Origin of the sequence: Pseudomonas sp. 1D4 (genome assembly GCF_001728925.1) — a bacterium.
Taxonomy (GTDB): Bacteria; Pseudomonadota; Gammaproteobacteria; order Pseudomonadales; family Pseudomonadaceae; genus Metapseudomonas; species Metapseudomonas otitidis.
Genome location: NZ_LXJQ01000001.1, coordinates 149,138 through 173,937, shown reverse-complemented (window position 1 = coordinate 173,937; position 24,800 = coordinate 149,138). Strand labels below are relative to the sequence as shown.

Below are 24,800 nucleotides of genomic sequence, written 5' to 3'. Positions count from 1 at the left end.
CATGCCTGCGATTCGGGGTCAGGCACCCCGGTGCCAGCGCTCCAGCAGCGCGGGTAGCTGGTCCAGGGTACGGATCTGTGCATCGGGGTGGTCGTCGCCGTCCCAGGATTTGCCCTGGGGGTTGAACCACACCGCACGCATCCCGGCGTTGCGGGCGCCCTGGATGTCGTCGCTGGGGTGATCGCCGATGTGCACGGCCTGGGCGGCGGGGACGCCGGCTCGGCGCAGCGCTTCTTCGAAGGGGTGCGGGTCCGGCTTGCCGATGCCCAGTTCCTCGGCGCAGAGGGCGAACTGGAAGTAGTCCGCCAGGCCCAGGCGGCGGATATCGGCGTTGCCATTGGTGATCACCGCCAGCCGGTAGTGGTTGGCCAGGCGCTCCAGGGTCGGGTGCACCTCGGGGAACAGGTCGATGCGGTGCCGCGCAGCCAGGAACACCTGGAAGCCGGCCTCCGCCAGCTCCGCGGCCTCGGCCTGTGGATAACCGGCCTCTTCCAGGGCATGGAAGAGGATGCGCCGGCGCAGCTCGCTCAGGCGGTGCCTGAGCCCAGGGGTGGCCTCCACCAGGCGGGCGCGGATCGCCCACAGGTGCTCGATCGGCACAGGCCCCAGGCGTGGTGCCTGGTTGCCCAGCCATTCGCGCAGGGCGGCTTCGGCGCCCTGCATCACCACCGAGACGTCCCACAGGGTGTCGTCCAGATCGAAGGTCACCAGTTGGATGCTCATTCCTCGTCCTTGGCTCCGTTGCGTCGTGCCCGGGGGTGGGCCTTGTCGTAGACCGCCGCCAGGTGCTGGAAGTCCAGGTGGGTGTAGATCTGCGTGGTGGAGATGTCGGCGTGGCCGAGCAGCTCCTGCACCGCCCGCAGGTCCTGGGAGGACTCCAGCATGTGGCTGGCGAAGGAATGCCGCAGCATGTGCGGATGGACGTGCTGGCCCAGCTCGCGCACCCCGGCCACCCGCACCCGTTCGCGCACGGCGCGGGGGCCGATGCGACGGCCTTGGCGAGTGACGAAGACGGCGCCGTCCACCGGGGACACGCTGGCGCGGTGGGGCAGCCAGCGCTCCAGTGCCTGGCGCGCCATGCGCCCGAGGGGCAGCTCGCGGATCTTGTTGCCCTTGCCGATCACCCGCACGCTGCCATCGGCCAGGTCCAGGCGGTCCAGGTCCAGGCCCACCAGTTCCGACAGGCGCAGGCCGGAGGAATAGAACAACTCGAGGATGGCCTGGTCGCGGCGGGCCATGAATTCGTCTTCCACCGCACCATCCAGCAACTGCTGGGTGCGGTCGGCATCCAGGGTGCGGGGCAGGCGTCGCTCGCCCTTGGGCGCACTGATGCCGCTGGCCGGGTCGTGACGGCAGCGGCCTTCGCGGATCAGGTAGCGGTACAGGCCGCGTACGGCGGAGAGCAGGCGGGCGAGGCTGCGGGCGGACTGCCCCTGCTGGTGCAGGCGCGCCACCATGCTGCGCAGCGGGCGGGGTTGCAGCGTGGTCCAGTCATCGAGGCCGAAGCCTTCGGCCAGAGCCACGACCTTTTCCAGGTCGCGCCGGTAGCCTTCCAGCGTGTGCGGAGAAACCTGACGCTCACTGCGCAGGTGGTCGAGGTAGCGCTCAAGATCGGCCTTCATCGGTCCTCCCGGCGCGCTGCGCTCAGCGCACCGAGCGCAGCGGGGGGGCGTGACGCGGCAGCACCCGGGCCAGGACTTCGGCGATGTAGCTGAGGAACAGGGTGCCGAGGGAGCTCTTGTAGTGCTGTGGGTCTGGGCTGCCGATGGCCAGCAGGCCGTGCTGGCCCTGGTGGTTGAGGGAGACGACGGCGGCCGAGCCGACCTTGGCGCCCTCTTCCGCGCCGAACAGGAACTCCAGCTCATGGGCCCGCAGCACGCCGCAGATGGTCTTGCCCGCCACCAGCAGGCCGCCGATGGCCTGGTGTGCCTCGGCGCTGGAGACGCTGCGGCCTACCGGCAGGGTGCTGTCGCTGAACAGGATCAGGCTGACAAAGGGCACCTGGAACTCATGGCGCAGGCTGTCCTCGATGGCTCCGACCACTTCCTCCAGCGTATTGGCGTCCAGCAGGTCGAGCACCAGGCGGCGGGTCTTGTCGAACAGGCGGTCGTTGTCGCGGGCCACGTCCATCAGCTGGGACAGGCGGTGGCGCATCTCGATGTTGCGCTCGCGCAGCAGCTTCACCTGGCGCTCCACCAGCGAGACGGCCTCGCCAGGCTGGTGGGGGATGCGCAGTTCGGGGATCAGCTCCTCGTGGTCGACGAAGAACTCCGGGTGCTGGCGCAGGTAGGCCGCGACCGACTCGGAATCGAGGGCGCGGGGCGCGTCGGGGTGCTTCTCGCTCATGCTCTCGGCTCGTTCATAGGCGGACCTGGCCTTCGTACACGCGTACGGCCGGGCCGGTCATCATCACGGGCTGGCCGGGGCCGGCCCATTCGATGGTCAGCTTGCCGCCCGGCAGTTCCAGCTGCACGGGGGAGTCCATCCAGCCCTGGCGAATGGCCGCGACGGCGGCGGCACAGGCGCCGGTGCCGCAAGCGCGGGTTTCCCCGGCGCCGCGCTCCCAGACCCGCAGGCGGGCCTGGTGGCGATCCTGGACCTGCAGGAAGCCAACGTTGACCCGCTGCGGGAAGCGCGGGTGGTGTTCGAGTTTCGGGCCCAGTTCGTGGACCGGAGCGCGGTACACATCCTCGACGCGCAGCACGGCATGGGGGTTGCCCATGGACACGGCGGCGAGCTGGACGGTCTGGCCGTCCACGTCGACCGGGTAGCTCAGGGCCTCGGCCTCGGCGACGAAGGGGATCTGCTGGGGCACGAGGCGCGGCGGCCCCATGTCGACCCGGACCTGGCCATCGGCGCGGACATCCAGTTCGATGATGCCGGCCTTGGTCTCGACGCGGATCTGCTTCTTCACGGTCAGGCGCTTGTCCAGCACGAAGCGGGCGAAGCAGCGGGCACCGTTGCCGCACTGCTCCACCTCGGAGCCGTCCGAGTTGAAGATGCGGTAGCGGAAATCCACGTCCGGGTTGGTGGGGGCCTCAACGATCAGCAACTGGTCGAAGCCGATGCCGGTGTGGCGGTCGCCCCACTGCTTGGCGTGCTTGGGCTGAATGTGCGCGTGCTGGCTGACCAGGTCGAGCACCATGAAGTCGTTGCCCAGGCCGTGCATCTTGGTGAAACGCAGCAGCATGGACTTACTCCGGAAGCAGGCTTTCGCCGGCGTAGAGTTCCTCGAGGGTTTCGCGGCGACGCACTTCGTAGGCCTGCTCCCCATCCACCATCACCTCGGCGGCACGGCCGCGGGTGTTGTAGTTGGAGCTCATGACGAAGCCGTAGGCACCGGCCGAGCGCACGGCCAGCAGGTCGCCCTCGGCCAGGGCCAGGTCGCGGTCCTTGGCGAGGAAGTCGCCGGTCTCGCAGATCGGGCCGACCAGGTCGTAACGCTGGGCCTCGCCGTCGCGCGGCTGCACCGGCACCACGTCCATCCAGGCCTGGTACAGGGCCGGACGGATCAGGTCGTTCATGGCCGCGTCGATCACGGCGAAGTTCTTGTGCTCGGTGTGCTTGAGGTATTCCACCTGGGTCAGCAGCACGCCGGCGTTGGCGACGATGTAGCGGCCCGGTTCGAACACCAGCGCCAGGTCACGCCCGGCAATACGCTCGCGCACGGCCTTGATGTAGTCGCCAGCAACGGGCGGCTGCTCGTCCTTGTAGCGCACGCCGAGGCCACCGCCGAGGTCCAGGTGGCGGATGTGCACGCCCTGGGTGGCGAGGCGGTCGACCAATGCCAGCAGGCGGTCGAGGGCGTCGAGGAAGGGCGGCAGGCTGGTCAGCTGGGAGCCGATGTGGCAGTCCACGCCGACCACGTCCAGGTTCGACAGCGAGGCGGCGCGCAGATAGACGGCCTCCGCCTGCTCGATGGCGATGCCGAACTTGTTTTCCTTCAGACCGGTGGAAATGTACGGGTGGGTGCCGGCGTCCACGTCGGGGTTCACCCGCAGGGAGATCGGCGCTTTCACGTCCATCTCGGCAGCGACCACCTGCAGGCGCTCCAGCTCGTCAACCGACTCGACGTTGAAGCAGTGCACGCCTACTTCCAGTGCGCGGCGCATGTCGTCGCGGCTCTTGCCGACGCCGGAGAAGACGATGCGGTCAGCCGAGCCACCAGCGGCCAGCACGCGCTCCAGTTCGCCGCTGGAGACGATGTCGAAGCCCGAGCCCAGGCGCGCCAGCAGGTTCAGCACCGCCAGGTTGGAGTTGGCCTTGACCGCGTAGCAGACCAGGTGCGGCACGCCCTGCAGGGCATCGGCATAGGAGCGGTACTGCGCCTCGATGTGCGCGCGGGAATAGACGTAGGTGGGGGTGCCGAAGCGCGATGCGATGGCGGACAAGGCCACGCCTTCCGCGAACAGCTCACCGTCGCGGTAAGTGAAAGCGTCCATCTAGACCCCTCAGTGCGCGTGTTCGGAGGAGGACTTGGTGTCGTCAGGCAGGTACAGCGGGCCTTTCTGGCCACAGCCGCCCAGCAGGCAGGCAACAGCGAGGAGCGCAACGATGGGGGTGAGCAGCCGCTTCATGGCGAGATCCTTGAACAATGCGTAATTGGGTCGGGAGTATACCGACCACCCATCGCCTTGCCTATGCGCCGAAACACCCGCCGGGCGGGCGCTGCGCCTAGCCAAACGGGCTTTCGCGCCACTAGGATGGGCGGCAAAAACGGAGGCCGAATGGACCCCTCTTCCCCCCTCGCCGGCTCGGTTTCGGTTGCCTACCTCCAGGGCCTCGTGGACCACGTGGCGCGCCACGGCATCGAGCCGGCGGCCTTCCTCGCCAGCATCCAGTTGGCTCCCTCCCTCCTCGCCCAGCGCGAGCAGCGCATCGCCGCCAGCGCCTATCTCGAACTCCTGGGCCAGGCCATGGCACGGCTGGACGATCCGCGCCTGGGGCTGCACCTGGGCGAGGCAGTGCGCCCCGGTTACTACGGCGTGCTCGGCTACCTGCTGATGAGTTGCCCGACTCTCTCTGACGCCCTCCACCGCCAGGCGCGCTATGCCGCCCTGGTGGGCAACCTCGGCCAGGTGGAGCTGGATGACGAGCCTCCCCGTGCCGGCCTGGAGCCCCTGGTGCGGCTGGCCTGGGAGCCGGCGCTGCCGCAGTTGCGCGACCAAGTGGCGGAGGAGTCCCTGGCCGGTTGGGTCACCTTCGGGCGCTGGATCAGCGGGCTCGACATCCCGCCCACCGAAGTGCGCTTCCAGCACCCCGCACCTGCCGACGACGCCGAGCACCGGCGGGTGTTCCGCTGTCCGGTTCTGTTTGGCCAGCTCGACAACGCCCTGGTGTTTCCCCGCCGCCTGCTGGCCACGCCCCTGGGCCAGGCCGACTCACACGTCCGACAGATGCTCGACGCCTACGCCGACCGCCTGCTGGGCGAGTTGCGCCAGGGCCAGAGCGTGCTCGACCGGGCGCGCCTGGCGCTGGCCGGGCGCCTGGCCGAGGACGGCGCCGATCTGGAGCACCTGGCCGCCGATCTCGGCCTGAGCCCGCGCACCCTGCAGCGGCGCCTGCGTGACGCGGGCCTGACCTTCAGCCAATTGGTGGACGAGACGCGGCAGCAACTGGTGCTGCATTATCTGCGCGATCCGGCCCTGGAGCTGGCCGACATCGCCTTCCTGGTCGGCTTCAGCGAGGCCGGCTCCCTGGCGCGGGCCTTCCGCCGCTGGACCGGGCAGAGCCCAGGCGAGTACCGTCGCCACCTCGGGCGCTGAAAGGTCGCCCACGTTTCCATTTTTCCTGAGGTACATCCGATGAGTTTGAGCGAAGCGCGTTTCCACGATCTGGTCGACGAAGTCCAGGAGGCCGTCGAGGACCTCTTCGATGGCAGCGACCTGGACGTGGACCTGGAGAACAGCGCGGGCGTCCTCACCATCCGCTTCGAGAACGGCAGCCAGGTCATCCTCAGCCGCCAGGAGCCCCTGCGCCAGCTTTGGGTAGCGGCTCGTTCCGGCGGTTTCCACTTCGACTACGACGCAGAGTCGGAGCGCTGGATCTGCGACACCAGCGACGAGCCGCTGGGTGAGCTGCTCGCCCGCGTGACCCGTGAGCAGGCGGGCGAAGACCTTGAGTTCGACGAGCTCTGAACCGCCGCCCGAGCCCCGGCCCGCATCACCCTGCGTGCGCCGCTGCTGCCTGGACGACGCCGATATCTGCATCGGATGCGGGCGCAGCCTGAGTGAGATTCTGCAATGGGGTGAAGCCAGCGACGACCGTCGCCGGCAGATTCGCCGTGACGCCGCCCAGCGCCTCGCGGCGCGACGGCCATGACCGGATGGTCTTGCCAAGAGCCTCCGTGGTGACGTAGTGTCAGTCGGGCCGTCGCCATGGCGTACGGCCTGAACAGCATCTGGAAACCCCGCCTTCGGGCGGGGTTTTCGCTTTTTCGAGCCTAGGAACCGGAGTATCGGATTTGCCATGACCACTCAACCCTCGATCATCATCACCCGCCTCGACCTTCAGCGACTGGAGCGTCTGCTCGATGAACTGGAGGAGTTCGGCCCCGGCGCCGAGGCGCTGGAGCGGGAGCTCGCCCGCGCCCAGGTGGTGGGCCACGACGAGGTGCCGCCGGGCGTGGTGACCATGAATTCCCGCGTGCATTGCCGCGACGATGCCAGTGGCAAGGACTACCACCTGACCCTGGTCTACCCCCAGGACGCCGGTGGCGAAGGCAAGGTGTCGGTGCTGGCGCCGGTAGGTAGCGCACTGCTCGGCCTTTCCGTGGGTCAGGGCATCGACTGGCCGGTGCCCGGCGGCAAGACCCTCAAGCTGACGCTCCTGGCCGTGGAGTACCAGCCTGAGGCTGCGGGCGAATACGACCGTTGAGCCCTTGCGGGCCTGGCGTCAGGCCAGGCCCAGCGCCCGGTTCAATTCCCGCTCCAGCTCCGCCTTGTAGCGCAGGTAGTGCACCGTCTGCGCGTGCCCCTCGCCGAGGACCCGCGACAGGTCCAGGTCGGTGATGTAGCAGGGGTAGCGCTCGGCGGTGCTGCGCTGGGCGAGGATGTGGCGCGCCACGGCGGCGAACAGTTCGCCGCCGTATTCCAGCTCGGAAAACTCCCGGTGGTTGCAGTACAGCGTGACGAGCACGCGCTTCGTGTCCAGCGGCTCGACGATCGCCTGCACGTCGTAGAACGGGTGGCTCACTGGTGATTGCGGCGCGCCCCGGCGCTCTACCTGCTGCGCGCGCAAGGGCGGCGACGGCAGTACCTCGTAGTAAAGAACTTCCAGGCCGCTCTGTGGGGCCGGCCGATCCAGCGGCAGCAGCGCATTGCGCCGGTAGAGCACCGACTGCAGGAAGCGTTGCAGCGGTGTCAGCAGGCTTTGCGGATTGCGAAAAGGCAGGCGCTGGCGCCACACGGCATTGTGCTCGTCGAGCACAGTGAGTTCCGCCGTCTCGCCGTCCTGGCGGTAGAACACCTGGATGCAGCCTGGACGCCCCAACGGCAGGATCAGCGCCAGGTCCTCGTTCTCCAGGGCATAGCGATCCAGTTGCAGTGGGCTGTAGGCCGGCAGGTCCTCGCCCAGGTGTTCCAGCAGTGCCGGCAGGTCCGGCAGTGCGGTGTGGGCCACCTGGCCCGGCTGCAGTTCCAGCACGTGATACTGCTGCTGCACCTGCAGCAGGTAGCGGGTCACCTGGCCGTTGCCGAGCAGGGCGAGGGTGTCGAGGAACAGGTCCTCCACACGCTGGGCGATGGGTTGCGCGCGGTTGCGGCAGAAACAGCGCACCCGCAGGTCCGGCGGTGCGGCGGGGTCCACGCTGTTGAGGAATTCGCGCAGGCAGTCCAGCGGGGCGTAGGGCCCGTCGTAGCGGGTCACCAACAGCTCGTTCCAACTGTTCAGGGTCACCTGGTCGAGGGTCAGCACCAGGTTCTCCCGCGAGCCGGCGTAGCCAAGCGAGTCGGTGCGCTCGGTGGTCATGTGCAGGTTCATCTGGCTGTGCTGTTTCAGCGGGTCGATGCCCACGTTCACCAGCAGCAGCACCTGGCGCGGCACGCTCGGCCGCAGCAGCGCAGCTTCGTCCACCATCGGCAGCGGCAGCGGGAAGCCCTGCTGCAGGCTGCTGACCAGGTTGGACAGCTCGTACTCGGTGAGGTCGCTGTCGCCCGGGTGCAGGGACAGCCGCGTGGAGGCGTCGATCACCCCGTTGCGGTGACACCAGGCCAGCAGTTCCACCAGTTCACGGGCCCGCTTGATCGGGGCGAAGTCGCGCCATTCGAGGGCGTTGAGGCTGCCCGGATAGAGCGCCCAGAGGGTCTCCCCTTCGCGCTCGGGGCTCGGGCTCTGGGCCAGGGTGAGGGTGTCCTCGGCCAGGTCCGGGGCGATGCCGGGGTTGATGAACTCCACCTTGCCCGCCTTGCGTTCGAAGGCGGCGTACAGGCGCCGACCGAGCACGCCCAGGTCGCGGCTGTTGAGCGAGCTGATGGCGTGCTGGGCGCGGGCGAATTCGGAGAGGAAGCGGTAGCTGTAGGTCAGCTCGTTGACCAGCGCCCGGCGCTCGGTGCCCACCTGGCGTACCTTCCATTGGCTGCGGCTGTCGAGCAGCACCAGTTGTCGGTCATCCCACTGCCACTCTCGGGTCAGGCGCTCGAACAGCAGGCGTTGCCAGCTCTTGGCACGGTTGCGTGGCGGGCGGCTGAGCTTCTTGTCGACCTTGAGGTAGAGGCAGCGGCGGATCAGCTCCAGGCGTTCGCGCTCGCCTCGGGCCAGCAGGTATTCCTCCAGCCGGCGGTAGACCACGATGTAGGGATCGAGCTCGTCCAGGTCCAGGTGGTTAGCGTACACCGCCTGCTTGAAGCGTAGCGACAGGCACTGCACCTTCGGGTGCTCGCTGGCGTAGACCTCGGTCAGCAGCAGCTTGAGCACCGACTTGTAGGGCGACTCGATGCCCTTGAACAGCTGCCACATGCCGGCGCCGACGAACTCGCCCACGGGGATGTGCGACAGGTGCCCCAGGTCCAGCACTTCCTCCGCACGGATGAAGCGGCGCGACAGCAGCTTGGCGGTGTAGTCGGCATAGCGACCCTCCTCGTACACCGGCACCAGCCACCATAGCGGCGTGCGCCCGCCGAGCCAGATGGCGGTGCGGTAGAACTCGTCCAGCAGCAGGTAATGCTGGGTGGTGCCGCAGTCGTCGGAGGTGAGGTGGGTCTCGCGGTCGCCCACCACGAAGCGGCGAGGGTCGATCAGGAAGAAATGCGCCTCGGCGCCCAAAGTCGCGGCCCAGGCTTCCAGCAGGTCGCACTTGCGGCGCAGCTCGGAGATGGCCGGAGCCGGTAGCTCCGGGTCGTGGCAGACCCACAGGTCCATGTCGCTTTGCTCGGCCTGGGCCACGGTGCCCAGGCTGCCCATCAGGAACAGGCCCTGGATCGGTGTCGGCGCCGAACCGCGCCGGGCCCTGTAGGCGAACGAGCGGGTCAGGCGCTGGGCTTCGGCGAGCACGTCGTCGTCCGGCTCATAGCCGCAGACCCCGGCGGGAGTCTGCCCCGAGACGTATCCCGGCAGCAGCGGGTGGTTGACGTGGAACAGCAAGGGCAGAAGACGCAGCACCATCTGCTGGCGACTGGAGAGGCCGAGCAGCGTGCGTTCGAGCCGGCCGGCATTGACTTTCAGGAAGCGCGCGCGCAGCTGGGTCAGGACCTTGCGGTCGATGCCGTCGTCGATGTCGGGGCGGATTTCCTGGGTGCGGGTCATCGGAGCGTCTGCCGGAAGAATGCGCACAGCCTACCAGCCGGCGATGCCGGCGGGCAGGGGCGTTGCGGGGCGAGACGTCGCGGGATCAGTTCGAAAGAGCGGGTGCGGTCGTGAGGATGGTCAACAGGCCTTGTGCGTGTTCGGCTGCGTCCAGGCCCAGGCTCGTGAGGTAGCCACCGTCGGGCTGGGTCAGCAGGCCCTTGTGGTGCAGGCGCAGGGAGGCTGCGATCAGGCTGGGGGCAGCATTGTTGTGGACCTTGAGGCCTTCCTGGGTGTTGTCCAGGTTGAACAGGGTCAGCAGTTCCAGTTCGGCGATCAATTCGGGGGTGTACGACGTCATGTGGGGCTCCTGGTCGTCCTGTGCCGGCCTTCGGACGGGCCGGCTCCCGCAGAGTGTAGTTGCGGATTCAGTCGCCTACGCCCCACTGCGACAGAATCGCGCGGTAGCGGCCGTTGCCCTGGATGATGGCCATGCCCTCGTCGAACCGCTGCAGCAGGGCCCGCGCGCCCGGATGCTGGCGCGAGAAGGACAGGTAGAGCTCAGGCTGGTGCAGGGTGGCGACGGCGGTGAAAAGCCCGCGCAGCTGGGGGTTATCGCGCACCAGGGCTTCAGTGGTGCTGCGGTAGGCGGCCACGTAGTCGACCCGATCGTGCTGCAGCATCAGGAAGCCGTTGATGTCCTTGCGTACCGCCACGCGCACCACATTGGCCAGGCTGTCGAAGGTTTCACCGTATTCGTAACCCACGGTCACGGCGACCCGCCGGCCGGCGAGCTGGCCGAGGTCGCTCACCGGCGTGGCACGGTAGGTGGGGGCCCAGAGAAGGATGTCGTCGCGGAACAGGGGATGCCGGGGCAGCAGGTAGTCACGTTCTATCTGGGGGTTGGGCGCAGTGTTGAAGCATCCCGCCAGGCGCCCGGACTGCGTCAGCTGCATGCATCGCGCGTAGGGATAGGGCACCAGTTCCACGTCCTCGCCCACGGCAGCGAATGCGGCTCGGACTATGTCGGCCGACATGCCTTGAATGCGCCCGTCCCGCCAGGCGGTGTAGGGATACCAGTCGTCCTCGGCGCCCACTTGCAGCGGCTCCGCTTTCGTCGTGTGGCTGCCAACCATCACCAACAGGAGCAGGCCCAGGCGGAGAAGGTCCCGGAGCGGGCGCGTCGAACGCTTGGCCATGCTGGGCTCCTGTCGGGAATGAGTGCGCGATGCTAGCGGCGGGAGCCCGCGCAAGCCGTGGCGCGGATCAATCCTGCGCGTCTTCCGGCAGCTCCGGCAGGGCGCGCAGTGCGTTTTCATACCAGTCCATGTCGAAGGGCTGGTCGGCCTCCAGGCGCTGGATGGCGCAGGCCAGCACCAGGGCCATCATCTGCAGGCACTCCTCGCGCTCGTAGCCCACCAGGGTCAGCTTGTTGAAGGTGGCCTTTGCCGCAGCGGGCTCGCCGGTCTCGATCTGGGTCTCGACGGCCTGGATCAGGGTTTCCTCGGCGAAGGCTTCTTCGCTGTCGTCGTATTCGCTCATGGCGGGTTCCTGTTCGGTTCGGATGCGCAGTGTGCCACGGCGGCTGGCTGGTCGCCGCCGTCCATTCACCGGATCGATGCAACTGGCAGGCCACCGGTGCCGCGGCTATAACTGGCCGCTCCACGCACTGGCCCAGGAGGCCCCATGCTCAAGCTCCACGGATTCTGCGTCAGCAACTACTACAACATGGTCAAGCTGGCCCTGCTGGAGAAAGGCCTGCCCTTCGAGGAGGTGAAGGTCCATGCCAGCCAGGAGCCCGCCTTCCTCGCCTACAGCCCGCGCGGCAAGGTGCCGGTACTGGAGACGGAGTACGGCTTCATCAACGAGACCAGTGCCATCCTCGATTACCTCGAGGAACGCTTCCCCGAGCCTGCGCTGCTGCCCGCCGAGCTGCAGGCCCGCGCGGTGGTTCGTGCTCTGGCTCGGGAGATCGAACTGTACATTGAGCTGCCGGCGCGCACCTGCTACCCGCAGGCATTCTTCGGCATGGCGGTGCCCGAGGCGATCCGCGAGAAGGCTCGTGCCGAGCTGATCGCGGGTTTCGCCGCGTTGGGCCGGCACGGGCGCTTTGCGCCCTATGTGGCCGGCGAGATATTCACCGTTGCTGACCTGTACTTCCTCTATAGCGTCGACCTTGCCTGCGAAGTGGGTCGCAAGGTGCTGGAGATCGACTTCCTCGCCGAGCTGCCGGCCGCTTGCGCGCTGCTCCAGCAGTTGGGGCAGAACCCCCACGTCCGGCGTATTGCCGAGGACAAGGCGCAGGACATGCCGGCGTTCCTGGCGATGATCAAGGCGCGGACCCAGGGGTAACAAAGCCGGGCAGCCTGCCGAGGAGCGTGTGCAGGTCTGCCCTTGACCTGATGCGGATGTAATGAATACCGGCGTTGGCGGGATCCTGCTGCTCGGCAATGACCCGCTCCCGATAAAGGCCATGGCGTGTCCAGGACCACAGGATGATGGAGCGACTCGGGTCCAGGGAAATCACGTTGCGCAACCGTTCCCGGTTGCCGTTCCAAAGTGTCTTGCGTGTCAGCAAGCGGCCCAGGGTGCGGGTGACGATCTGATACATCACCAGCGTCCGCGGCAAGTCGAGCCAGATCACCGTCTCGGCACGCGCAAGTATCAACGGCTGGGTGGCCGAGTAGCTGCCTTCCACTACCCAGCGTGGCTCGGCTAACGCCTGTGTGACTCGCTCGCGGAACTCATCGCGTGGCAGTGGCTGCCAGCCAGGTTGGTGGAATATGGCGTCCTGCTCGATATGCGGCAGCCCCAGACGCTGGCTGAGCAGCTTTGCCAGGTAAGTTTTGCCTGCGCCTGAGCCGCCGACGATGGAGATGCGCTGGCCGAACGAGCCCGGCCAGTTGGAGGGTGTTGCGGATTGCATGAGGCGTCCTTGCCGTCTTGGTTGTATCTCAGCGGCTGGCCAGCAGCTGGCGGCCACGGGCAACGGCGGCGCGGACCTGGTTCGGGGCGGTGCCGCCGATGTGGTCGCGGGCGTTGACCGAGCCTTCCAGGGTCAGCACGGCGAACACGTCATCGCCGATCTGGTCGCTGAAGCGGCGCAGTTCGTCGAGGCTCATTTCGGCCAGGTCCTTGCCGGACTCGACGCCGTACTTCACGGCATGGCCGACGATCTCATGGCAGTCGCGGAAGGGCAGGCCCTTGCGCACCAGGTAGTCGGCCAGGTCGGTGGCGGTGGAGAAGCCGCGACGGGCCGCTTCGCGCATGATCTCCCGCTTGGGCTTGATGGCCGGGACCATGTCGGCGAAGGCGCGGAGTGAGTCGCGCAGGGTGTCGGCAGCGTCGAACAGCGGCTCCTTGTCCTCCTGGTTGTCCTTGTTGTAGGCCAGCGGTTGGCCCTTCATCAGGGTCAGCAGGCCGGTCAGGTGGCCGAACACGCGACCGGACTTGCCGCGCACCAGTTCGGGCACGTCGGGGTTCTTCTTCTGCGGCATGATCGAGGAGCCGGTGCAGAAGCGGTCAGGCAGGTCGATGAACTGGAACTGGGCGCTGGTCCAGAGCACCAGCTCTTCGGAGAAGCGCGACAGGTGCATCATCGCCAGGGAGGCGGCGGCGCAGAATTCGATGGCGAAGTCACGGTCGGAGACGCCGTCCAGGGAGTTGCCGGAGATGGCCTCGAAGCCCAGCAGGCGGCAGGTGACTTCGCGCTGGATCGGGTAGGTGGTGCCGGCCAGGGCAGCGCTGCCCAGGGGCATGCGGTTGACCCGCTTGCGGCAGTCCACCAGGCGCTCATGGTCGCGGCTGAGCATCTCGAACCAGGCCAGCAGGTGATGGCCGAAGGTGACCGGCTGGGCAGTCTGCAGGTGGGTGAAGCCGGGCATGATGGTGTCCGCCTCGGCTTCCGCCAGGCCCAGCAGGCCCTCTTGCAGGCGGGTCAGCTCGGCGAGGATCAGGTCGATCTCGTCACGCAGCCACAGGCGGATGTCGGTGGCCACCTGGTCGTTGCGCGAGCGGCCGGTGTGCAGCTTTTTGCCGGTGATGCCGATGCGGTCGGTCAGCCGGGCCTCGATGTTCATGTGCACGTCTTCCAGGTCGACGCGCCACTCGAAGGTGCCGGCTTCGATCTCGGCCTGGATGTCCTTCAGCCCCTGCTCGATGGCATCGCGCTCTTCGACGGTCAGCACGCCGGCCTCGGCCAGCATGGTGGCGTGGGCGATGGAGCCCATGATGTCGTGGCGGTAGAGGCGCTTGTCGAAGTCGACGGAGGCGGTGAAGCGGGCGACGAAGGCGTCGACGGGCTCGCTGAAGCGGCCGCCCCAGGACTGGTTGGTCTTGTCGGTGCTCATGACTGGGCTCGATAGCTGGCAGTGGAGGAAGGCCGAGGGCCGTGATGGGGGCCGATGATAGCAGCCTCGTCGGCAAAACCGGTGTGCCCTGTTGGCGCGGCTGACCGGCCGGGGAGTGTCGGGTGCTTCACAGATTTGCAGTCGTGTCGGCGTTTCGGTGATCGATTTCGCCCGGCGAGTGCGTGCCGGCTTGCTGGCCATGCGCCGCCCGGTAACACTGCCCGGATGCCACGATCCCCTGCCCAGGGCCGCACAGCCGCCCCCGATGACGACTTCTTCCTGCCGGAGCTCTGCCAGCCGGAGGCCCTGCTCGGCCTGGTGCTGCTGGCGGAGCTGCTGGTACTGGTGCTGGTGCTCGCCGAACCGCTGGTGCCGGACTTCAACTGGATCCGCCTGGCGCTGACCTCGTTGTTCGTGCAGTGGATCGTCCTGCTGTCAGCGGCCCTGCTGTGCCGCCTGCGGCCATTTCTCGCCCGGCTGAGCCCGGCCACCGCCGGAGTCGCCTGCTCGTTCCTCGTGGTGGGGCTGACCCTGGCCTGCACCGCCGTGGCGGACTACTACGAACTCGGCGGGCCGCTGCCAAGAGCCGGGGAAGTGAATCTCTACCTGCGCCACGGGCTCATCAGCCTGATCATGTCGACCCTGGTGCTGCGCTACTTCTACCTGCAGAGCCAGTGGCGGCGTCAGCAGCAGGCCGAGCTGAAGGCGCGCATCGAATCCCTGCAGGCGCGCATCCGCCCGCACTTCCTCTTCAACAGCCTCAACAGCATCGCCAGCCTGGTCGCCACCGACCCGGTGAAGGCGGAGCAGGCCGTGCTGGACCTCTCCGATCTGTTCCGAGCCAGCCTGGCCAAGCCCGGCACCCTGGTGCGCTGGAGCGATGAGCTGGAACTGGCCAGGCGCTATCTCTCGATCGAGCAATATCGTCTCGGAGAACGGCTACAGTTGGAGTGGCAGGTTGACGATGTGCCTGATGATTTGCCGATTCCGCAACTCACACTGCAGCCGCTGCTGGAAAATGCCCTGATCTATGGCATCCAGCCGCGGATCGAGGGTGGGCTGGTGCGGGTCGAAGCCGAGTACCAGGATGGGGTGTTCCTGCTCCGCGTGAGCAATCCCTTCGATGAAGGGGCGGAAACCCGGCCTTCGCGCGGAACCCATCAGGCACTGACCAACATTGATGCCCGACTCACGGCACTTTTCGGCCCCGGAGCCAGTCTCAGCGTGGAGCGCCGTGACGGTCGCCACTTCACCTGTCTACGCTATCCTTGTGCGAGACTCACGCAGGAAGCCCGAGCAATATGAATGTCCTGATCGTCGATGACGAACCACTTGCCCGAGAGCGCCTCAGCCGCCTGGTCGGAGAGCTCGATGGCTACCGAGTCCTGGAGCCCGCCGCCACCAATGGCGAGGAGGCTCTCACCCTGATCGACAGCCTGAAGCCGGATGTCGTGTTGCTCGACATCCGCATGCCCGGGCTGGATGGCCTGCAGGTCGCTGGCCGACTTTGCGAGAGGGAGGCACCCCCGGCCGTGATCTTCTGCACCGCCCATGACGAGTTCGCCCTGGATGCCTTCCAGGTCAGCGCCGTGGGCTACCTGGTCAAGCCCGTCCGGCCCGAGGCCCTGGCCGATGCACTGAAGAAGGCCGAGCGGCCCAATCGGGTGCAGCTGGCTGCCCTCACCCGCCCGGCTGCGGAAAGCGGCGTGGGGCCGCGCTCCCACATCAGCGCGCGGACCCGCAAGGGCATCGAGCTGATTCCCCTGGACCAGGTGATCTACTTCATTGCCGACCACAAGTACGTGACCCTGCGCCACGAGCAGGGCGAGGTGCTGCTGGACGAGCCGCTCAAGGCCCTGGAGGACGAGTTCGGCGATCGCTTCGTGCGCATCCACCGCAACGCCCTGGTGGCCCGCGAGCGCATCGAGCGGCTTCAGCGCACCCCGCTCGGGCACTTCCAGCTCTACCTCAGGGGGCTCAATGGCGATGCGCTCACCGTCAGCCGCCGCCATGTGGCCGGCGTGCGCAAGCTGATGCACAACCTCTGACCGACCGCTGCCGGCGCGCGAGCCTTGCCTCGCGCGCCGGTCGTGCGTGGCCTGTTATCATGCCGGGCAGTCTCGCTTCCGGAATTCCTACATGCCCCGCGAAATCCGCATTGCCACCCGCAAGAGTGCCCTGGCCCTGTGGCAGGCCGAATACGTCAAGTCCGCCCTGGAACAGGCCCATCCCGGCCTGCGCGTCAGCCTGGTGCCCATGGTCAGCCGGGGCGACAAGCTGCTTGACGCGCCGCTGGCGAAGATCGGCGGCAAGGGCCTGTTCGTGAAGGAACTGGAAACCGCCCTGCTGGAGAACGAGGCCGACATCGCCGTGCACTCCATGAAGGACGTGCCGATGGACTTCCCCGAGGGCCTGGGCCTGTACTGCATCTGCGAGCGCGAAGACCCGCGCGACGCCTTCGTCTCCAACCGTTTCGACAGCCTCGATGCCTTGCCCGCTGGCAGCATCGTCGGCACCTCCAGCCTGCGCCGCCAGGCCCAGTTGCTGGCCCGCCGCCCGGACCTGCGCATCCACTTCCTGCGTGGCAACGTCAACACCCGTCTGGCCAAGCTGGATGCCGGCGAGTACGACGCCATCATCCTTGCCGCCGCCGGCCTGATCCGTCTGGGCTTCGAGGACCGCATCCGTTCCTCCATCAGCGTCGAGGACAGCCTGCCTGCGGGCGGCCAGGGCGCCGTGGGCATCGAGTGCCGCACCGCCGATGCCGAAGTGCATGCCCTGCTCGCCCCGCTGCACCACCGTGACACCGCCGTGCGGGTGAACGCCGAGCGCGCCCTCAACAAGCGCCTCAATGGCGGTTGCCAGGTGCCCATCGCCTGCTACGCCGTGCTCGAGGGTGACCAGCTCTGGCTGCGCGGCCTGGTGGGCCAGCCGGATGGCGGTCAACTGCTGCGTGCCGAGTCCCGCGCGCCGGCAAACGAGGCCGAGCAACTGGGCGTGCGCGTGGCCGAAGACCTGCTCGGCCAGGGCGCGGAAACCATCCTCAAGGCGGTCTATGGCGAGGCAGGCCATCCGTGACAGGCTGGCGCCTGCTGATCACTCGTCCTCATGACGACAGTGAGGCCCTGGCCGCCCTGCTGGCCGACCGGGGCGTGCATAGCGCCTGCCTCCCGCTGCTGGAGATCGAGCCGCTGGACGAAGCCCCCGGGCAAAGCCAGTCCCTCCTCGAGCTCGACCGTTACAACGCCATCGTCGTGGTCAGCAAGCCGGCCGCGCGCCTCGGACTGGCCCGTATGGACCGCCATTGGCCGCAGCCGCCCTCCGGTCCGGTGTGGTTCAGCGTCGGTGCTGGCACCGGCCAGGTGCTGGCCGAGCGTGGGCTCGACGTGCACTGGCCAACCGAAGGCGATGACAGCGAAGCCCTGTTGGCCTTGCCGCGTTTCACCGAAGCCTTCGCCGGCCCTGCGCCCCGTGTGTTGATCATGCGTGGCGAGGGTGGCCGAGAATTCCTGGGCGAGCGTTTGCGCGGCCAAGGCGCCTCGGTGGACTATCTGGAACTCTACCGCCGCCGTTTGCCGGCCTACCCGGAAGGCGCCCTGCCGCGCCTCATCCAGGCGGAACGCCTGAACGGCCTGGTGGTCAGCAGTGGACAGGGCCTCCAGCACTTGCTGGAGCTGGCGGCCGACGCCTGGCCGCGCCTGGCCCGTCTACCCTTGTTCGTTCCCAGCCCCCGAGTGGCCCAGTCGGCCCGGGACGCCGGGGCGCTTGATGTTGTGGATTGCCGCGGTGCCAGCGCCGCGGCTCTTTTGGCGGCACTGGAGAACCAGCCAGCCCCGGCCCCCTGATGCAAAGGATGGATACGTGAGCGAAGCAGACCTGGTGAAACCCGAGCAGCAATCCCCGGCTTCCGAGGCCGTCGTGCCCCCCACCGGCAAGCCCGCCACGCGAGGCAACGGCCTTGCCCTTCTCGCCCTGCTCATCGGCGCCGCCGGTGCAGGTGTCGGCGGCTGGAGCCTCTGGCAACTGCACACCATCGAGGCCCGTGGCCAGCAGCAGCAAAGCCTGGTGCAGGACGCCCAGGGGCGCGCCCAGAGCCTGGAACAGAGCGACAAGCGCCTGGCCGAGCGCATCGACCGCCTGCCGACCCCCGAGGAACTGGATGAGCGTCGTCGCCTGCTGGCGAGCCTGCAGAATGACCAGCAACGCTTGAGTCAGCGCGTGGAAAGCGTCCTCGGCGCCAGCCGCAAGGACTGGCGTCTGGCCGAGGCCGAGCACCTGCTGCGCCTGGCCAGCCTGCGCCTCTCCGCCCTGCAGGACATCAACAGCGCCAAGGCCCTGGTGGAAGCCGCCGACGACATCCTCCGCGAGCAGGACGACCCGGCCGCCTTCGGCGCCCGCGAGCAGCTTTCCCGCAGCCTCGAAGCCCTGCGCACCACCCCGCAGCCGGACCGCACCGGCCTGTTCCTCCAGCTTGGCGCCCTGCGTGAGCAGGCGGCCAGCCTGCAGCCCTTGGCCCCGGCCTTCGAGGACAAGGGCGGCGTGCTGCGCAACATGGCCGCCGAAGGCGACGGCGGCAGCTGGTGGGGCGAATGGCTGGAGAAGCTCTCCCACTACTTCCGCATCCAGTTCGACGCCGACCAGAACATCAAGCCGCTGCTCAGCGGCCAGGGCCTGTCCCAGGTCCGCCTCGCCCTCTCCCTGGCCCTTGAGCAGGCCCAGTGGGCCGCACTGCACGGTCAGACCCAGGTCTACCAGCAGTCGCTGAAACAGGCGCGGGATGTGCTGGACACCCAGTTCAACGACGAAAACCCCGAGAGCCGTGCCCTCATGGCGCGTCTTGGCGAGCTCGCCGAGCAGCCGGTCGAAGTGCACACGCCGGACCTGGCCCCGGCTCTGGAAGCCGTCCAGGCCTACCTTGCCCGTGGCCAGCGTATCGCCGAGCCCAAGGCCCCGGCACGGGCTGAGCCGGCCGCCAGCCAGGACCTTGAAGACACGCCGGCAGCGGAGGGCCAGGGCCAATGAGACGCATCGTCCTGATCCTCCTGCTGGTGGCCGCTGCGGTCGCCCTGGTGGGCGTCGCCGTGGTCCAGCACCCCGGCTACGTGCTGTTCGCCTACAAGGGCTTCCGCTACGAATCCAGCCTCTGGGCCTTCCTCGCCCTGGTGGCCGTGCTCGTCCTGCTGGTGTGGGGCGTGCGTCTGGTGCTGAGCCTGATCTTCGTCTCCGGCGGGGTGATCAACCCCTGGTCGCGACGCAATGCCCGGCGCCGTGTGCGCCTGGCCTCGGAGCAGGGCCTGCTCGACCTGGCCGAAGGCCGCTGGGCACGGGCGCTGCGCCACCTGCGCCGTGCCGCCGAGGCGGACCCGCAGCCGCTGATGTTCTACCTGGGTGCAGCCCGCGCGGCCAACCGCATCGGTCAGTACGAAGAGAGCGACCAACTGCTGGAGCGTGCTCTGGAGCGCCAGCCCCAGGCCGAGCTGGCCATCGCCCTGGCCCATGCCGAGCTGCAGCAGGAGCGTGGTGACCTGAACGGCGCGCTCGACACCCTCAAGGCCATGCACGAGCACCACCCCAAGCACCATCAGGTGCTGCGTCAGTTGGTCCAGTTGCAGCGCCAGCGTGGAGACATGGCGGCCCTGGTCGGTCTGGTTCCGGAGCTGCGCAAGAACAAGGCCTTGCCGGAATCGGAGATCGCCCAGCTGGAGCTGAGTGCCTGGAGCGAGCGCCTGGTGCATGCCGGGCAGGCCGGCTTGAACGAGGGCGAGAACGCCCTCAACCCCCTGATCCAGGCCTGGCAGCACCTGTCTGCCGCCCAGCGTGCCGAGCCGCGCCTGGTGCTGGCCTTTGCCGAGCAGTTGCGCCACCTGGGCGCCGAGCCCGAAGCTGAGGAAGCCGTGCGCATCGCCCTCAAGCGCGGCTACGACCGCGAGCTGGTGCGCTTCTACGGCCGCCTGCGCGGGGCTGACCCGGCGCGCCAGTTGCAGACTGCCGAAGGCTTACTCAAGGAGCAGCCGGGTGATCCGGTGCTGTTTCTCACCCTGGGCCGCCTGAGCCTGCAGAGCAGCCTGTGGGGCAAGGCCCGTGACTACTTCGAGACGGGCCTCAGCTTCGGCCGCGAGCCTGAGCTGTGTGGTGAGCTGGCACGGCTGCTGGCACACATGGGCGAGCTGGAGCGAAGCAACCAGTTGTTCCAGGAGGGGCTGGCGGAACGCCTGCCCCGCCTGCCGCAACCCGTCGATCAGCGCGCCTGATCGGCGCTGTAGCGAATGCGGTAGATCACCCCGGCCTGGTCGTCGCTCACCAGCAGCGACCCGTCCGGGGCCACCAGCACATCGGCAGGCCGGCCCCAGACCCGTTGTCCCTGCAGCCAGCCTTCGGCGAACACGCTCTGGCGTTTCAGGCTGCCATCCCCGTTCAGTTCCACGCGCTTGATGCGGTAGCCGATCTTCTGGCTGCGGTTCCATGAGCCGTGCTCGGCAATGAACAGGTTGTCGCGATACTCCGACGGGAACTGCGTGCCGGTGTAGAAACGCAGGCCCAGCGGGGCCACGTGGGGGCCGAGCTTGGCGACTGGCGGCACGAATTCGCTGCAGGCACGCCCGCCGAATTGCGGGTCGGCCACCGTACCGGCGTGGCAGTAGGGGAAGCCGAAATGCGGGTTGGTGGTGCTGATCCGGTTGAGTTCGCAGTCCGGCACGTCGTCACCCATCAGGTCGCGGCCGTTGTCGCTGAACCACAGTTCCCCGGTCCCAGGGTGCCAGTCGAAGCCGACGCTGTTGCGGATGCCCCGGGCCACCAGCTCCAGCCCGCTGCCGTCGGGGTTCATGCGATGCAGGGCGGCGTACAGGGCCGGGTCGCGCTCGCAGACGTTGCAGGGTGCGCCCACCGGCACGTACAGCTTGCCGTCGGGGCCGAAGGCGATGAACTTCCAGCCGTGGTGAGTCTCCGTGGGGAAGTCGGGGCCGACCTGTTCGGGACGGGGTGGCGCGTCCAGCCGCGACTCGATGTCGCGCAGGCGGAGGATGCGGCTGACCGCCGACACATAAAGGTCACCCTGGTGGAAGGCGACACCCACGGGCATCTGTAGGCCCTTGGCGATGATGCGTGCGTGACCGTTTGCCGGGTCCACTGCATAGACGTTGCCGGCGGCGTTGCTGCCGACGAACAGAGTGCCGTCCGCGCCCCAGGTCATTTCCCGGGCGTTGGGCACCTGGTCGCTGAGCACCTCGATGCGAAAACCCGGCGGCAGACGGATCTGCTCCAGGGGCAGCCGGGCCTCGGCCAGCAGCGGGGCGAGTAGCAGGAGCGGGATCAACCGACGCATGGCGTGCTTCTCCGGATGGGTACCCGGTGCAGACTAGTCCGTCGTCTTGAAAGGCCAAGGCCCTTCCTCTACCGTAACGGCCTTTCATTTCCCTGGGAGCCGCCATGAGCCTGGCCAGCCCGCGTCCGCTTTTCTTCGCCGCCTTCCTCGCCTGCGTCGCCGTGATGGCTGGCGCGCTCTATCTGGAGCACTTCGAAGGGCTGGCGCCGTGCCCGTTGTGCGTCGTCCAGCGCATCTTCATCATCCTGTTCGGCATCGCCTGCCTGGCGGCGGCGTTGCACAACCCGCAGGTCAAGGGCCGTCGCGTCTATTCGGTGCTGGCGCTGCTGTTCGCCGCCGGTGGTGCCGCCACCGCCGGGCGCCAGGTTTGGCTGCAGGGCGTTCCGGCCGACCAGTTGCCGGCTTGTCTGCCGAGCCTGGAGTTCATGATGGAGGCGCTGCCGTTCCAGGAGATCGTCAAGCTGATGCTCCACGGCACCGCCGATTGCGCCGAAGTCACCTGGACGCTGTTCGGCATGAGCATCCCCGAGTGGAGTCTGCTGGCCTTCGCCGGTTGCATCCTCTTCTCGCTGTACCAGCTATTGCGCCGCGCTTGAGTCCATTCCCCCGCCCTGTCTGGCTGCAATGAGCCAGACAGGGCGCGGTCCGACGATCAAACATCTGTATGAAATTTTCACGCCGGGTGCCTTGAAGGCATTTCGGCAGCGGCATACTCTGGCCCGCACGTGACGTCGGAAAGCTGCCGCTTCCATGTCCCGTCTCCCTTCATATGCCCCGATCGACAAAAAACCGTCTCGGTGCAGACGACAGCATCAATGTTTAGGGACGCGAGGTCATCATGCTCGAGAGCTGCAAGAACGCCCAGGAACGCTGGGGTGGCGTGCACCAGTTGATCGACCGCTGGTTGCAGGAGCGCCAGGAACTCATCGGCGTCTTCACCCGCCTGGACAACAGCCCCGAGGTGCCATCGCCCGGGGCGCTGCAAGGCTTCTGCGAAGTGCTGGTGGACTACGTCTCGGCCGGCCATTTCGAGGTCTACGAGCAACTGATGAACGAGGCACGGGCCTTTGGTGATCAGCGTGGCCTGGAGCTGGCCAAGCAGATCTACCCGCGCATCGAGGCCATCACCGAGGCCGCACTTGGCTTCAACGACTGCTGCGACGGCAGCGAGAACCGCGAGGTGTGCTTCAAGACCGAACTGAAACGCCTGGGGCAACTGCTGCACGAGCGTTTCGACCTGGAGGACTGCCTCATCGAGGTGCTGCACACCGCCCACCGGGACCAGGCGACTCAGCTCGTCTGATCACTTGGCTTCGAGCAGCTCCAGCTCGAACACCAGGGGCGCATGGGGTGGAATCACATCCCCTGCGCCCTCCGCTCCATAGGCTTTCGCTGAAGGAATCACCAGCCGCCAGCGTGCGCCCACCGGCATCTGTTGCAAGGCTTCCCGCCACCCTGCGATGACGCTGTCCAGGCGGAACCACTGCGGCGTGATGCTCTCGTCGAACACGCTGCCGTCGGCCAACTGGCCGCGATAGGTTACGCGCACCTGGCCGTTGGCCACAGGCATCGGGCCGCCGCCGTGGCGCAGCTCGGTCACCAGGATGCCGCCCGGCAGCTCCCTCACGCCGTACTTGCCCCGCTCCAGGGCCAGGAAATACTTCTCTGCTGTCTGCGCCCGCTTCGTGCTTGAGCCGGCCTGCTCCAGGCTCGCTTCGTGGTGTTCCAGGAGCTTGTCCATGCGCGCCGGGTCCAGCTCGGGCTTCTCGCCCTTGTAGGTCCGTGAGAGCCCACGCAGCAGCTCGTCCAGCGGCAACCCTGGCGCCTCGGCGCGCAGACGCTCGCCGATCTTCGCGCCCATGCTGTAGGCGAGGTCCTTCTGGTCGTCCGCCGCATGCGCGGCACCCAGCAGCAGGCACAGGGGCAACAGGGCGAGATGGCGCATGGAAGATACTCCAGGGGGCAGGGGCTGCGATTATGCCAGCGCCGTGAACCGGTGCGCGGCAGAGAGCTAGCGACGCATTGAATCGGGGACTAGTATGAGCCGCACCATCGATCGCCCGGAGGCGCGCCATGTCGGCCAAGAAGAAGCCCGTTAGCACCCCGCTGCACCTGCTCCAGCAACTGTCCCACAGCCTGATCGAACACCTCGAGAACGCCTGCAGCCAGGCGTTGGTCGATGCCGAGAAACTGCTGACCAAACTGGAGAAGCAGCGCGGCAAGGCTCAGGAGAAACTCCATGGCGCCCGCACCAAGCTGCAGGACGCCGCCAAGGCCGGCAAGGCCAAGGCGCAAGCCAAGGCGAAGGACGCCATCGCCGAGCTGGAGGATCTGCTCGAAGCCCTCAAGGCCCGCCAGGCCGAGACCCGCGCCTACATCGTCGAGCTCAAGCGTGATGCCCAGGAAAGCCTCAAGCTGGCCCAGGGCGTCGGCAAGGTGAAGGAGGCTGCCAACAAGGCCCTCGCCGCCCGTGAAGTCAAAGCCAAGCCAGCCGCCAAGGCCGCTGCCAAACCTGCCGCCGCCAAACCGGCTGCCAAGGCCGCGAGCAAGCCGGCTGCGGCCAAACCCACCGCCAGCAAGGCCGCCGCGAAACCCGCTGCCAAGCCTGCCGCGAAGGCGCCGGTCAAGGCTGCAAGCAAACCGGCCGCCAAGCCGGCCAGCAAGCCTGCCGCTGCCAAACCGGCTGCAGCTGCCAAGCCTGCCGCCAAACCAGCGGCTGCCAAAGCCGCGGCCGCCAAGGCTCCGGCCAAGGCAACCGCTGCCAAGCCCGCTGCCGCCAAGCCTGCTGCTGCGAAACCCGCAGCCAAGCCGGCCGCGAAACCCGCTGCCAAGCCCAAGGCTGTAGCCAAGGCCCCTGCCGCCAAGCCGGTTGCACCCGCCGCGGCTCCGGCTGCTCCTGCTGCGGCCCCCGAGTCCGCCGCGCCGGCGACGCCGTCCGCCTAAGGCATCCGGCCTGCGGCGCGCAGCCGATCCAGCGCGTCGCAGGCCTTCCTGGCATCCCCAGCCAAGGCCTCCAGCCAACCGTCCTGCTCGTTCTGGCCTGCCGGCCAATGCGCGGCAGCCTGTTCCAGGCGCGCCAGCAACGCGCGTTCCGCGTCCAACTCCAACTGCTTCAGCCGCTGCCGCAGGGCCGCCAGTTCCCCATCCTGTTGCGCACCGTCTCGCCAGTCCTGGCGCAGGCGACGCAGGGGCATCACCACGTCCCGCTGCCAGGGGGCCGCAAGATCGCGCAAGGCGTCGCAGCGCTCGGGCGTGCAGGTGACGCCGCGCGCCTCCAGCCAACGGGCTGCCAGCAACAGGCAGACGTCCGCACCCTGCTCCTGAAGTGTCAGACAGGCCGCCTCGACGCTGGGCCGGGCATAGAGTTGCAGGGCGAAATTCCATAGATCGGGGGGCATGGCGAGTAC

At 67.9% G+C, this 24,800-nt stretch carries 29 protein-coding genes; 14 read left to right on the top strand and 15 right to left on the bottom strand.

The window, feature by feature from the left end:
* Positions 1-18 precede the first annotated feature (18 nt).
* The 6 genes from A7D27_RS00840 to A7D27_RS26945 are packed head-to-tail and all read right to left on the bottom strand — an operon-like array spanning position 19 to position 4,577.
* Positions 19-723, bottom strand: coding sequence for an HAD family hydrolase (locus A7D27_RS00840; RefSeq protein WP_069563841.1), 705 nt, complete (start codon positions 721-723; stop codon positions 19-21).
* Positions 720-1,622: a tyrosine recombinase XerC gene (gene xerC / locus A7D27_RS00835; RefSeq protein ID WP_069559546.1), complete on the bottom strand. Its 903-nt coding sequence runs from the start codon at positions 1,620-1,622 to the stop codon at positions 720-722. The genes A7D27_RS00840 and xerC overlap by 4 nt, the downstream gene beginning before the upstream one ends.
* 22 nt (positions 1,623-1,644) lie before the next feature.
* A complete protein-coding gene (locus A7D27_RS00830) occupies positions 1,645-2,346 on the bottom strand; it encodes a DUF484 family protein (protein WP_069559545.1) in 702 nt (233 codons plus the stop codon).
* Between the two features lie 13 nt (positions 2,347-2,359).
* Positions 2,360-3,190, bottom strand: coding sequence for a diaminopimelate epimerase (gene dapF / locus A7D27_RS00825; RefSeq protein WP_069559544.1), 831 nt, complete (start codon positions 3,188-3,190; stop codon positions 2,360-2,362).
* Between the two features lie 4 nt (positions 3,191-3,194).
* A complete protein-coding gene (gene lysA, locus A7D27_RS00820; protein WP_069559543.1) occupies positions 3,195-4,442 on the bottom strand; it encodes a diaminopimelate decarboxylase in 1,248 nt (415 codons plus the stop codon).
* 9 nt (positions 4,443-4,451) lie between these two features.
* Complete coding sequence (locus tag A7D27_RS26945) at positions 4,452-4,577, bottom strand: lipoprotein (RefSeq protein ID WP_074966982.1); 126 nt, start codon at positions 4,575-4,577, stop codon at positions 4,452-4,454.
* A 150-nt stretch (positions 4,578-4,727) separates the two neighbouring features.
* Here A7D27_RS26945 and A7D27_RS00815 point away from each other — a divergent pair, with 150 nt between their 5' ends.
* The 4 genes from A7D27_RS00815 (at position 4,728) to rnk (ending at position 6,876) form a co-directional block, all read left to right on the top strand.
* A complete protein-coding gene (locus tag A7D27_RS00815; protein WP_069563840.1) occupies positions 4,728-5,765 on the top strand; it encodes an AraC family transcriptional regulator in 1,038 nt (345 codons plus the stop codon).
* A 39-nt stretch (positions 5,766-5,804) separates the two neighbouring features.
* On the top strand, positions 5,805-6,137 hold the full coding sequence (gene cyaY / locus A7D27_RS00810) for an iron donor protein CyaY (protein ID WP_069559541.1): 333 nt from the start codon (positions 5,805-5,807) through the stop codon (positions 6,135-6,137).
* Positions 6,118-6,321 (top strand): DUF1289 domain-containing protein, encoded by a 204-nt coding sequence (locus A7D27_RS26940; RefSeq protein WP_083265498.1) that lies wholly within the window; start codon positions 6,118-6,120, stop codon positions 6,319-6,321. The genes cyaY and A7D27_RS26940 overlap by 20 nt, the downstream gene beginning before the upstream one ends.
* 147 nt (positions 6,322-6,468) lie before the next feature.
* On the top strand, positions 6,469-6,876 hold the full coding sequence (gene rnk, locus A7D27_RS00805) for a nucleoside diphosphate kinase regulator (RefSeq protein WP_069559540.1): 408 nt from the start codon (positions 6,469-6,471) through the stop codon (positions 6,874-6,876).
* Positions 6,877-6,894: 18 nt separating this feature from the next.
* Here rnk and A7D27_RS00800 read toward each other — a convergent pair whose 3' ends face one another.
* The 4 genes from A7D27_RS00800 to A7D27_RS00785 all read right to left on the bottom strand — a co-directional run bounded on the left by A7D27_RS00800 (position 6,895) and on the right by A7D27_RS00785 (position 11,262).
* Positions 6,895-9,741 carry a class I adenylate cyclase gene (locus A7D27_RS00800; RefSeq protein WP_069563839.1) on the bottom strand — a complete coding sequence of 949 codons (2,847 nt, stop codon included), beginning with the start codon at positions 9,739-9,741 and terminating at the stop codon, positions 6,895-6,897.
* 85 nt (positions 9,742-9,826) lie between these two features.
* The gene (locus A7D27_RS00795) at positions 9,827-10,081 is read right to left on the bottom strand and encodes a TIGR02647 family protein (RefSeq protein WP_069559538.1); all 255 of its coding nucleotides are present in this window, start codon (positions 10,079-10,081) and stop codon (positions 9,827-9,829) included.
* A 67-nt stretch (positions 10,082-10,148) separates the two neighbouring features.
* Positions 10,149-10,919, bottom strand: a complete 771-nt coding sequence (locus A7D27_RS00790; protein ID WP_083265497.1) for an ABC transporter substrate-binding protein — start codon at positions 10,917-10,919, stop codon at positions 10,149-10,151.
* A 67-nt stretch (positions 10,920-10,986) separates the two neighbouring features.
* Positions 10,987-11,262: a hypothetical protein gene (locus A7D27_RS00785; RefSeq protein WP_069563838.1), complete on the bottom strand. Its 276-nt coding sequence runs from the start codon at positions 11,260-11,262 to the stop codon at positions 10,987-10,989.
* A gap of 144 nt (positions 11,263-11,406) precedes the next feature.
* Here A7D27_RS00785 and A7D27_RS00780 point away from each other — a divergent pair, with 144 nt between their 5' ends.
* The gene (locus A7D27_RS00780; RefSeq protein ID WP_069559536.1) at positions 11,407-12,072 is read left to right on the top strand and encodes a glutathione S-transferase family protein; all 666 of its coding nucleotides are present in this window, start codon (positions 11,407-11,409) and stop codon (positions 12,070-12,072) included.
* On the opposite strand, the gene A7D27_RS00775 is transcribed toward A7D27_RS00780, so the two are convergent.
* Positions 12,050-12,646 (bottom strand): adenylate kinase, encoded by a 597-nt coding sequence (locus tag A7D27_RS00775; RefSeq protein WP_069563837.1) that lies wholly within the window; start codon positions 12,644-12,646, stop codon positions 12,050-12,052. The genes A7D27_RS00780 and A7D27_RS00775 overlap by 23 nt on opposite strands.
* A 28-nt stretch (positions 12,647-12,674) precedes the next feature.
* Entirely contained in the window at positions 12,675-14,069 is a 1,395-nt protein-coding gene (gene argH, locus A7D27_RS00770; RefSeq protein ID WP_069559534.1) for an argininosuccinate lyase, read from the bottom strand.
* Between the two features lie 225 nt (positions 14,070-14,294).
* Here argH and A7D27_RS00765 point away from each other — a divergent pair, with 225 nt between their 5' ends.
* The 6 genes from A7D27_RS00765 (at position 14,295) to A7D27_RS00740 (ending at position 20,320) form a co-directional block, all read left to right on the top strand.
* Positions 14,295-15,374 carry a sensor histidine kinase gene (locus A7D27_RS00765; protein ID WP_069559533.1) on the top strand — a complete coding sequence of 360 codons (1,080 nt, stop codon included), beginning with the start codon at positions 14,295-14,297 and terminating at the stop codon, positions 15,372-15,374.
* Positions 15,371-16,117 carry a LytTR family DNA-binding domain-containing protein gene (locus A7D27_RS00760; protein WP_069559532.1) on the top strand — a complete coding sequence of 249 codons (747 nt, stop codon included), beginning with the start codon at positions 15,371-15,373 and terminating at the stop codon, positions 16,115-16,117. The genes A7D27_RS00765 and A7D27_RS00760 overlap by 4 nt, the downstream gene beginning before the upstream one ends.
* 91 nt (positions 16,118-16,208) lie before the next feature.
* A complete protein-coding gene (gene hemC / locus A7D27_RS00755; protein WP_069559531.1) occupies positions 16,209-17,147 on the top strand; it encodes a hydroxymethylbilane synthase in 939 nt (312 codons plus the stop codon).
* Positions 17,144-17,914, top strand: a complete 771-nt coding sequence (locus A7D27_RS00750; RefSeq protein ID WP_069563836.1) for a uroporphyrinogen-III synthase — start codon at positions 17,144-17,146, stop codon at positions 17,912-17,914. Before hemC ends, A7D27_RS00750 begins: the two co-directional genes overlap by 4 nt.
* A 16-nt stretch (positions 17,915-17,930) precedes the next feature.
* Positions 17,931-19,091: a uroporphyrinogen-III C-methyltransferase gene (locus A7D27_RS00745; protein WP_069563835.1), complete on the top strand. Its 1,161-nt coding sequence runs from the start codon at positions 17,931-17,933 to the stop codon at positions 19,089-19,091.
* Entirely contained in the window at positions 19,088-20,320 is a 1,233-nt protein-coding gene (locus tag A7D27_RS00740) for a heme biosynthesis HemY N-terminal domain-containing protein (protein WP_069559528.1), read from the top strand. Before A7D27_RS00745 ends, A7D27_RS00740 begins: the two co-directional genes overlap by 4 nt.
* Here the strand turns inward: A7D27_RS00740 and A7D27_RS00735 are convergent.
* On the bottom strand, positions 20,308-21,393 hold the full coding sequence (locus tag A7D27_RS00735; RefSeq protein ID WP_069559527.1) for a sorbosone dehydrogenase family protein: 1,086 nt from the start codon (positions 21,391-21,393) through the stop codon (positions 20,308-20,310). The genes A7D27_RS00740 and A7D27_RS00735 overlap by 13 nt on opposite strands.
* A gap of 104 nt (positions 21,394-21,497) precedes the next feature.
* Between A7D27_RS00735 and A7D27_RS00730 the strand changes: the two genes are divergently transcribed.
* Positions 21,498-21,989, top strand: a complete 492-nt coding sequence (locus tag A7D27_RS00730) for a disulfide bond formation protein B (RefSeq protein WP_069559526.1) — start codon at positions 21,498-21,500, stop codon at positions 21,987-21,989.
* Positions 21,990-22,231: 242 nt separating this feature from the next.
* Positions 22,232-22,696, top strand: coding sequence for an Rsd/AlgQ family anti-sigma factor (locus tag A7D27_RS00725; RefSeq protein ID WP_069563834.1), 465 nt, complete (start codon positions 22,232-22,234; stop codon positions 22,694-22,696).
* Here A7D27_RS00725 and A7D27_RS00720 read toward each other — a convergent pair whose 3' ends face one another.
* Positions 22,697-23,338: an FKBP-type peptidyl-prolyl cis-trans isomerase gene (locus A7D27_RS00720; RefSeq protein WP_069563833.1), complete on the bottom strand. Its 642-nt coding sequence runs from the start codon at positions 23,336-23,338 to the stop codon at positions 22,697-22,699. It lies immediately after the preceding gene.
* A gap of 128 nt (positions 23,339-23,466) precedes the next feature.
* Here A7D27_RS00720 and A7D27_RS27625 point away from each other — a divergent pair, with 128 nt between their 5' ends.
* Positions 23,467-24,336 (top strand): AlgP family protein, encoded by an 870-nt coding sequence (locus A7D27_RS27625; RefSeq protein ID WP_069563832.1) that lies wholly within the window; start codon positions 23,467-23,469, stop codon positions 24,334-24,336.
* Here A7D27_RS27625 and A7D27_RS00710 read toward each other — a convergent pair.
* Positions 24,333-24,791, bottom strand: coding sequence for a TIGR02444 family protein (locus A7D27_RS00710; protein WP_069563831.1), 459 nt, complete (start codon positions 24,789-24,791; stop codon positions 24,333-24,335). The two genes, A7D27_RS27625 and A7D27_RS00710, sit on opposite strands and share 4 nt — an antisense overlap.
* Between the last annotated feature and the right edge of the window lie 9 nt (positions 24,792-24,800).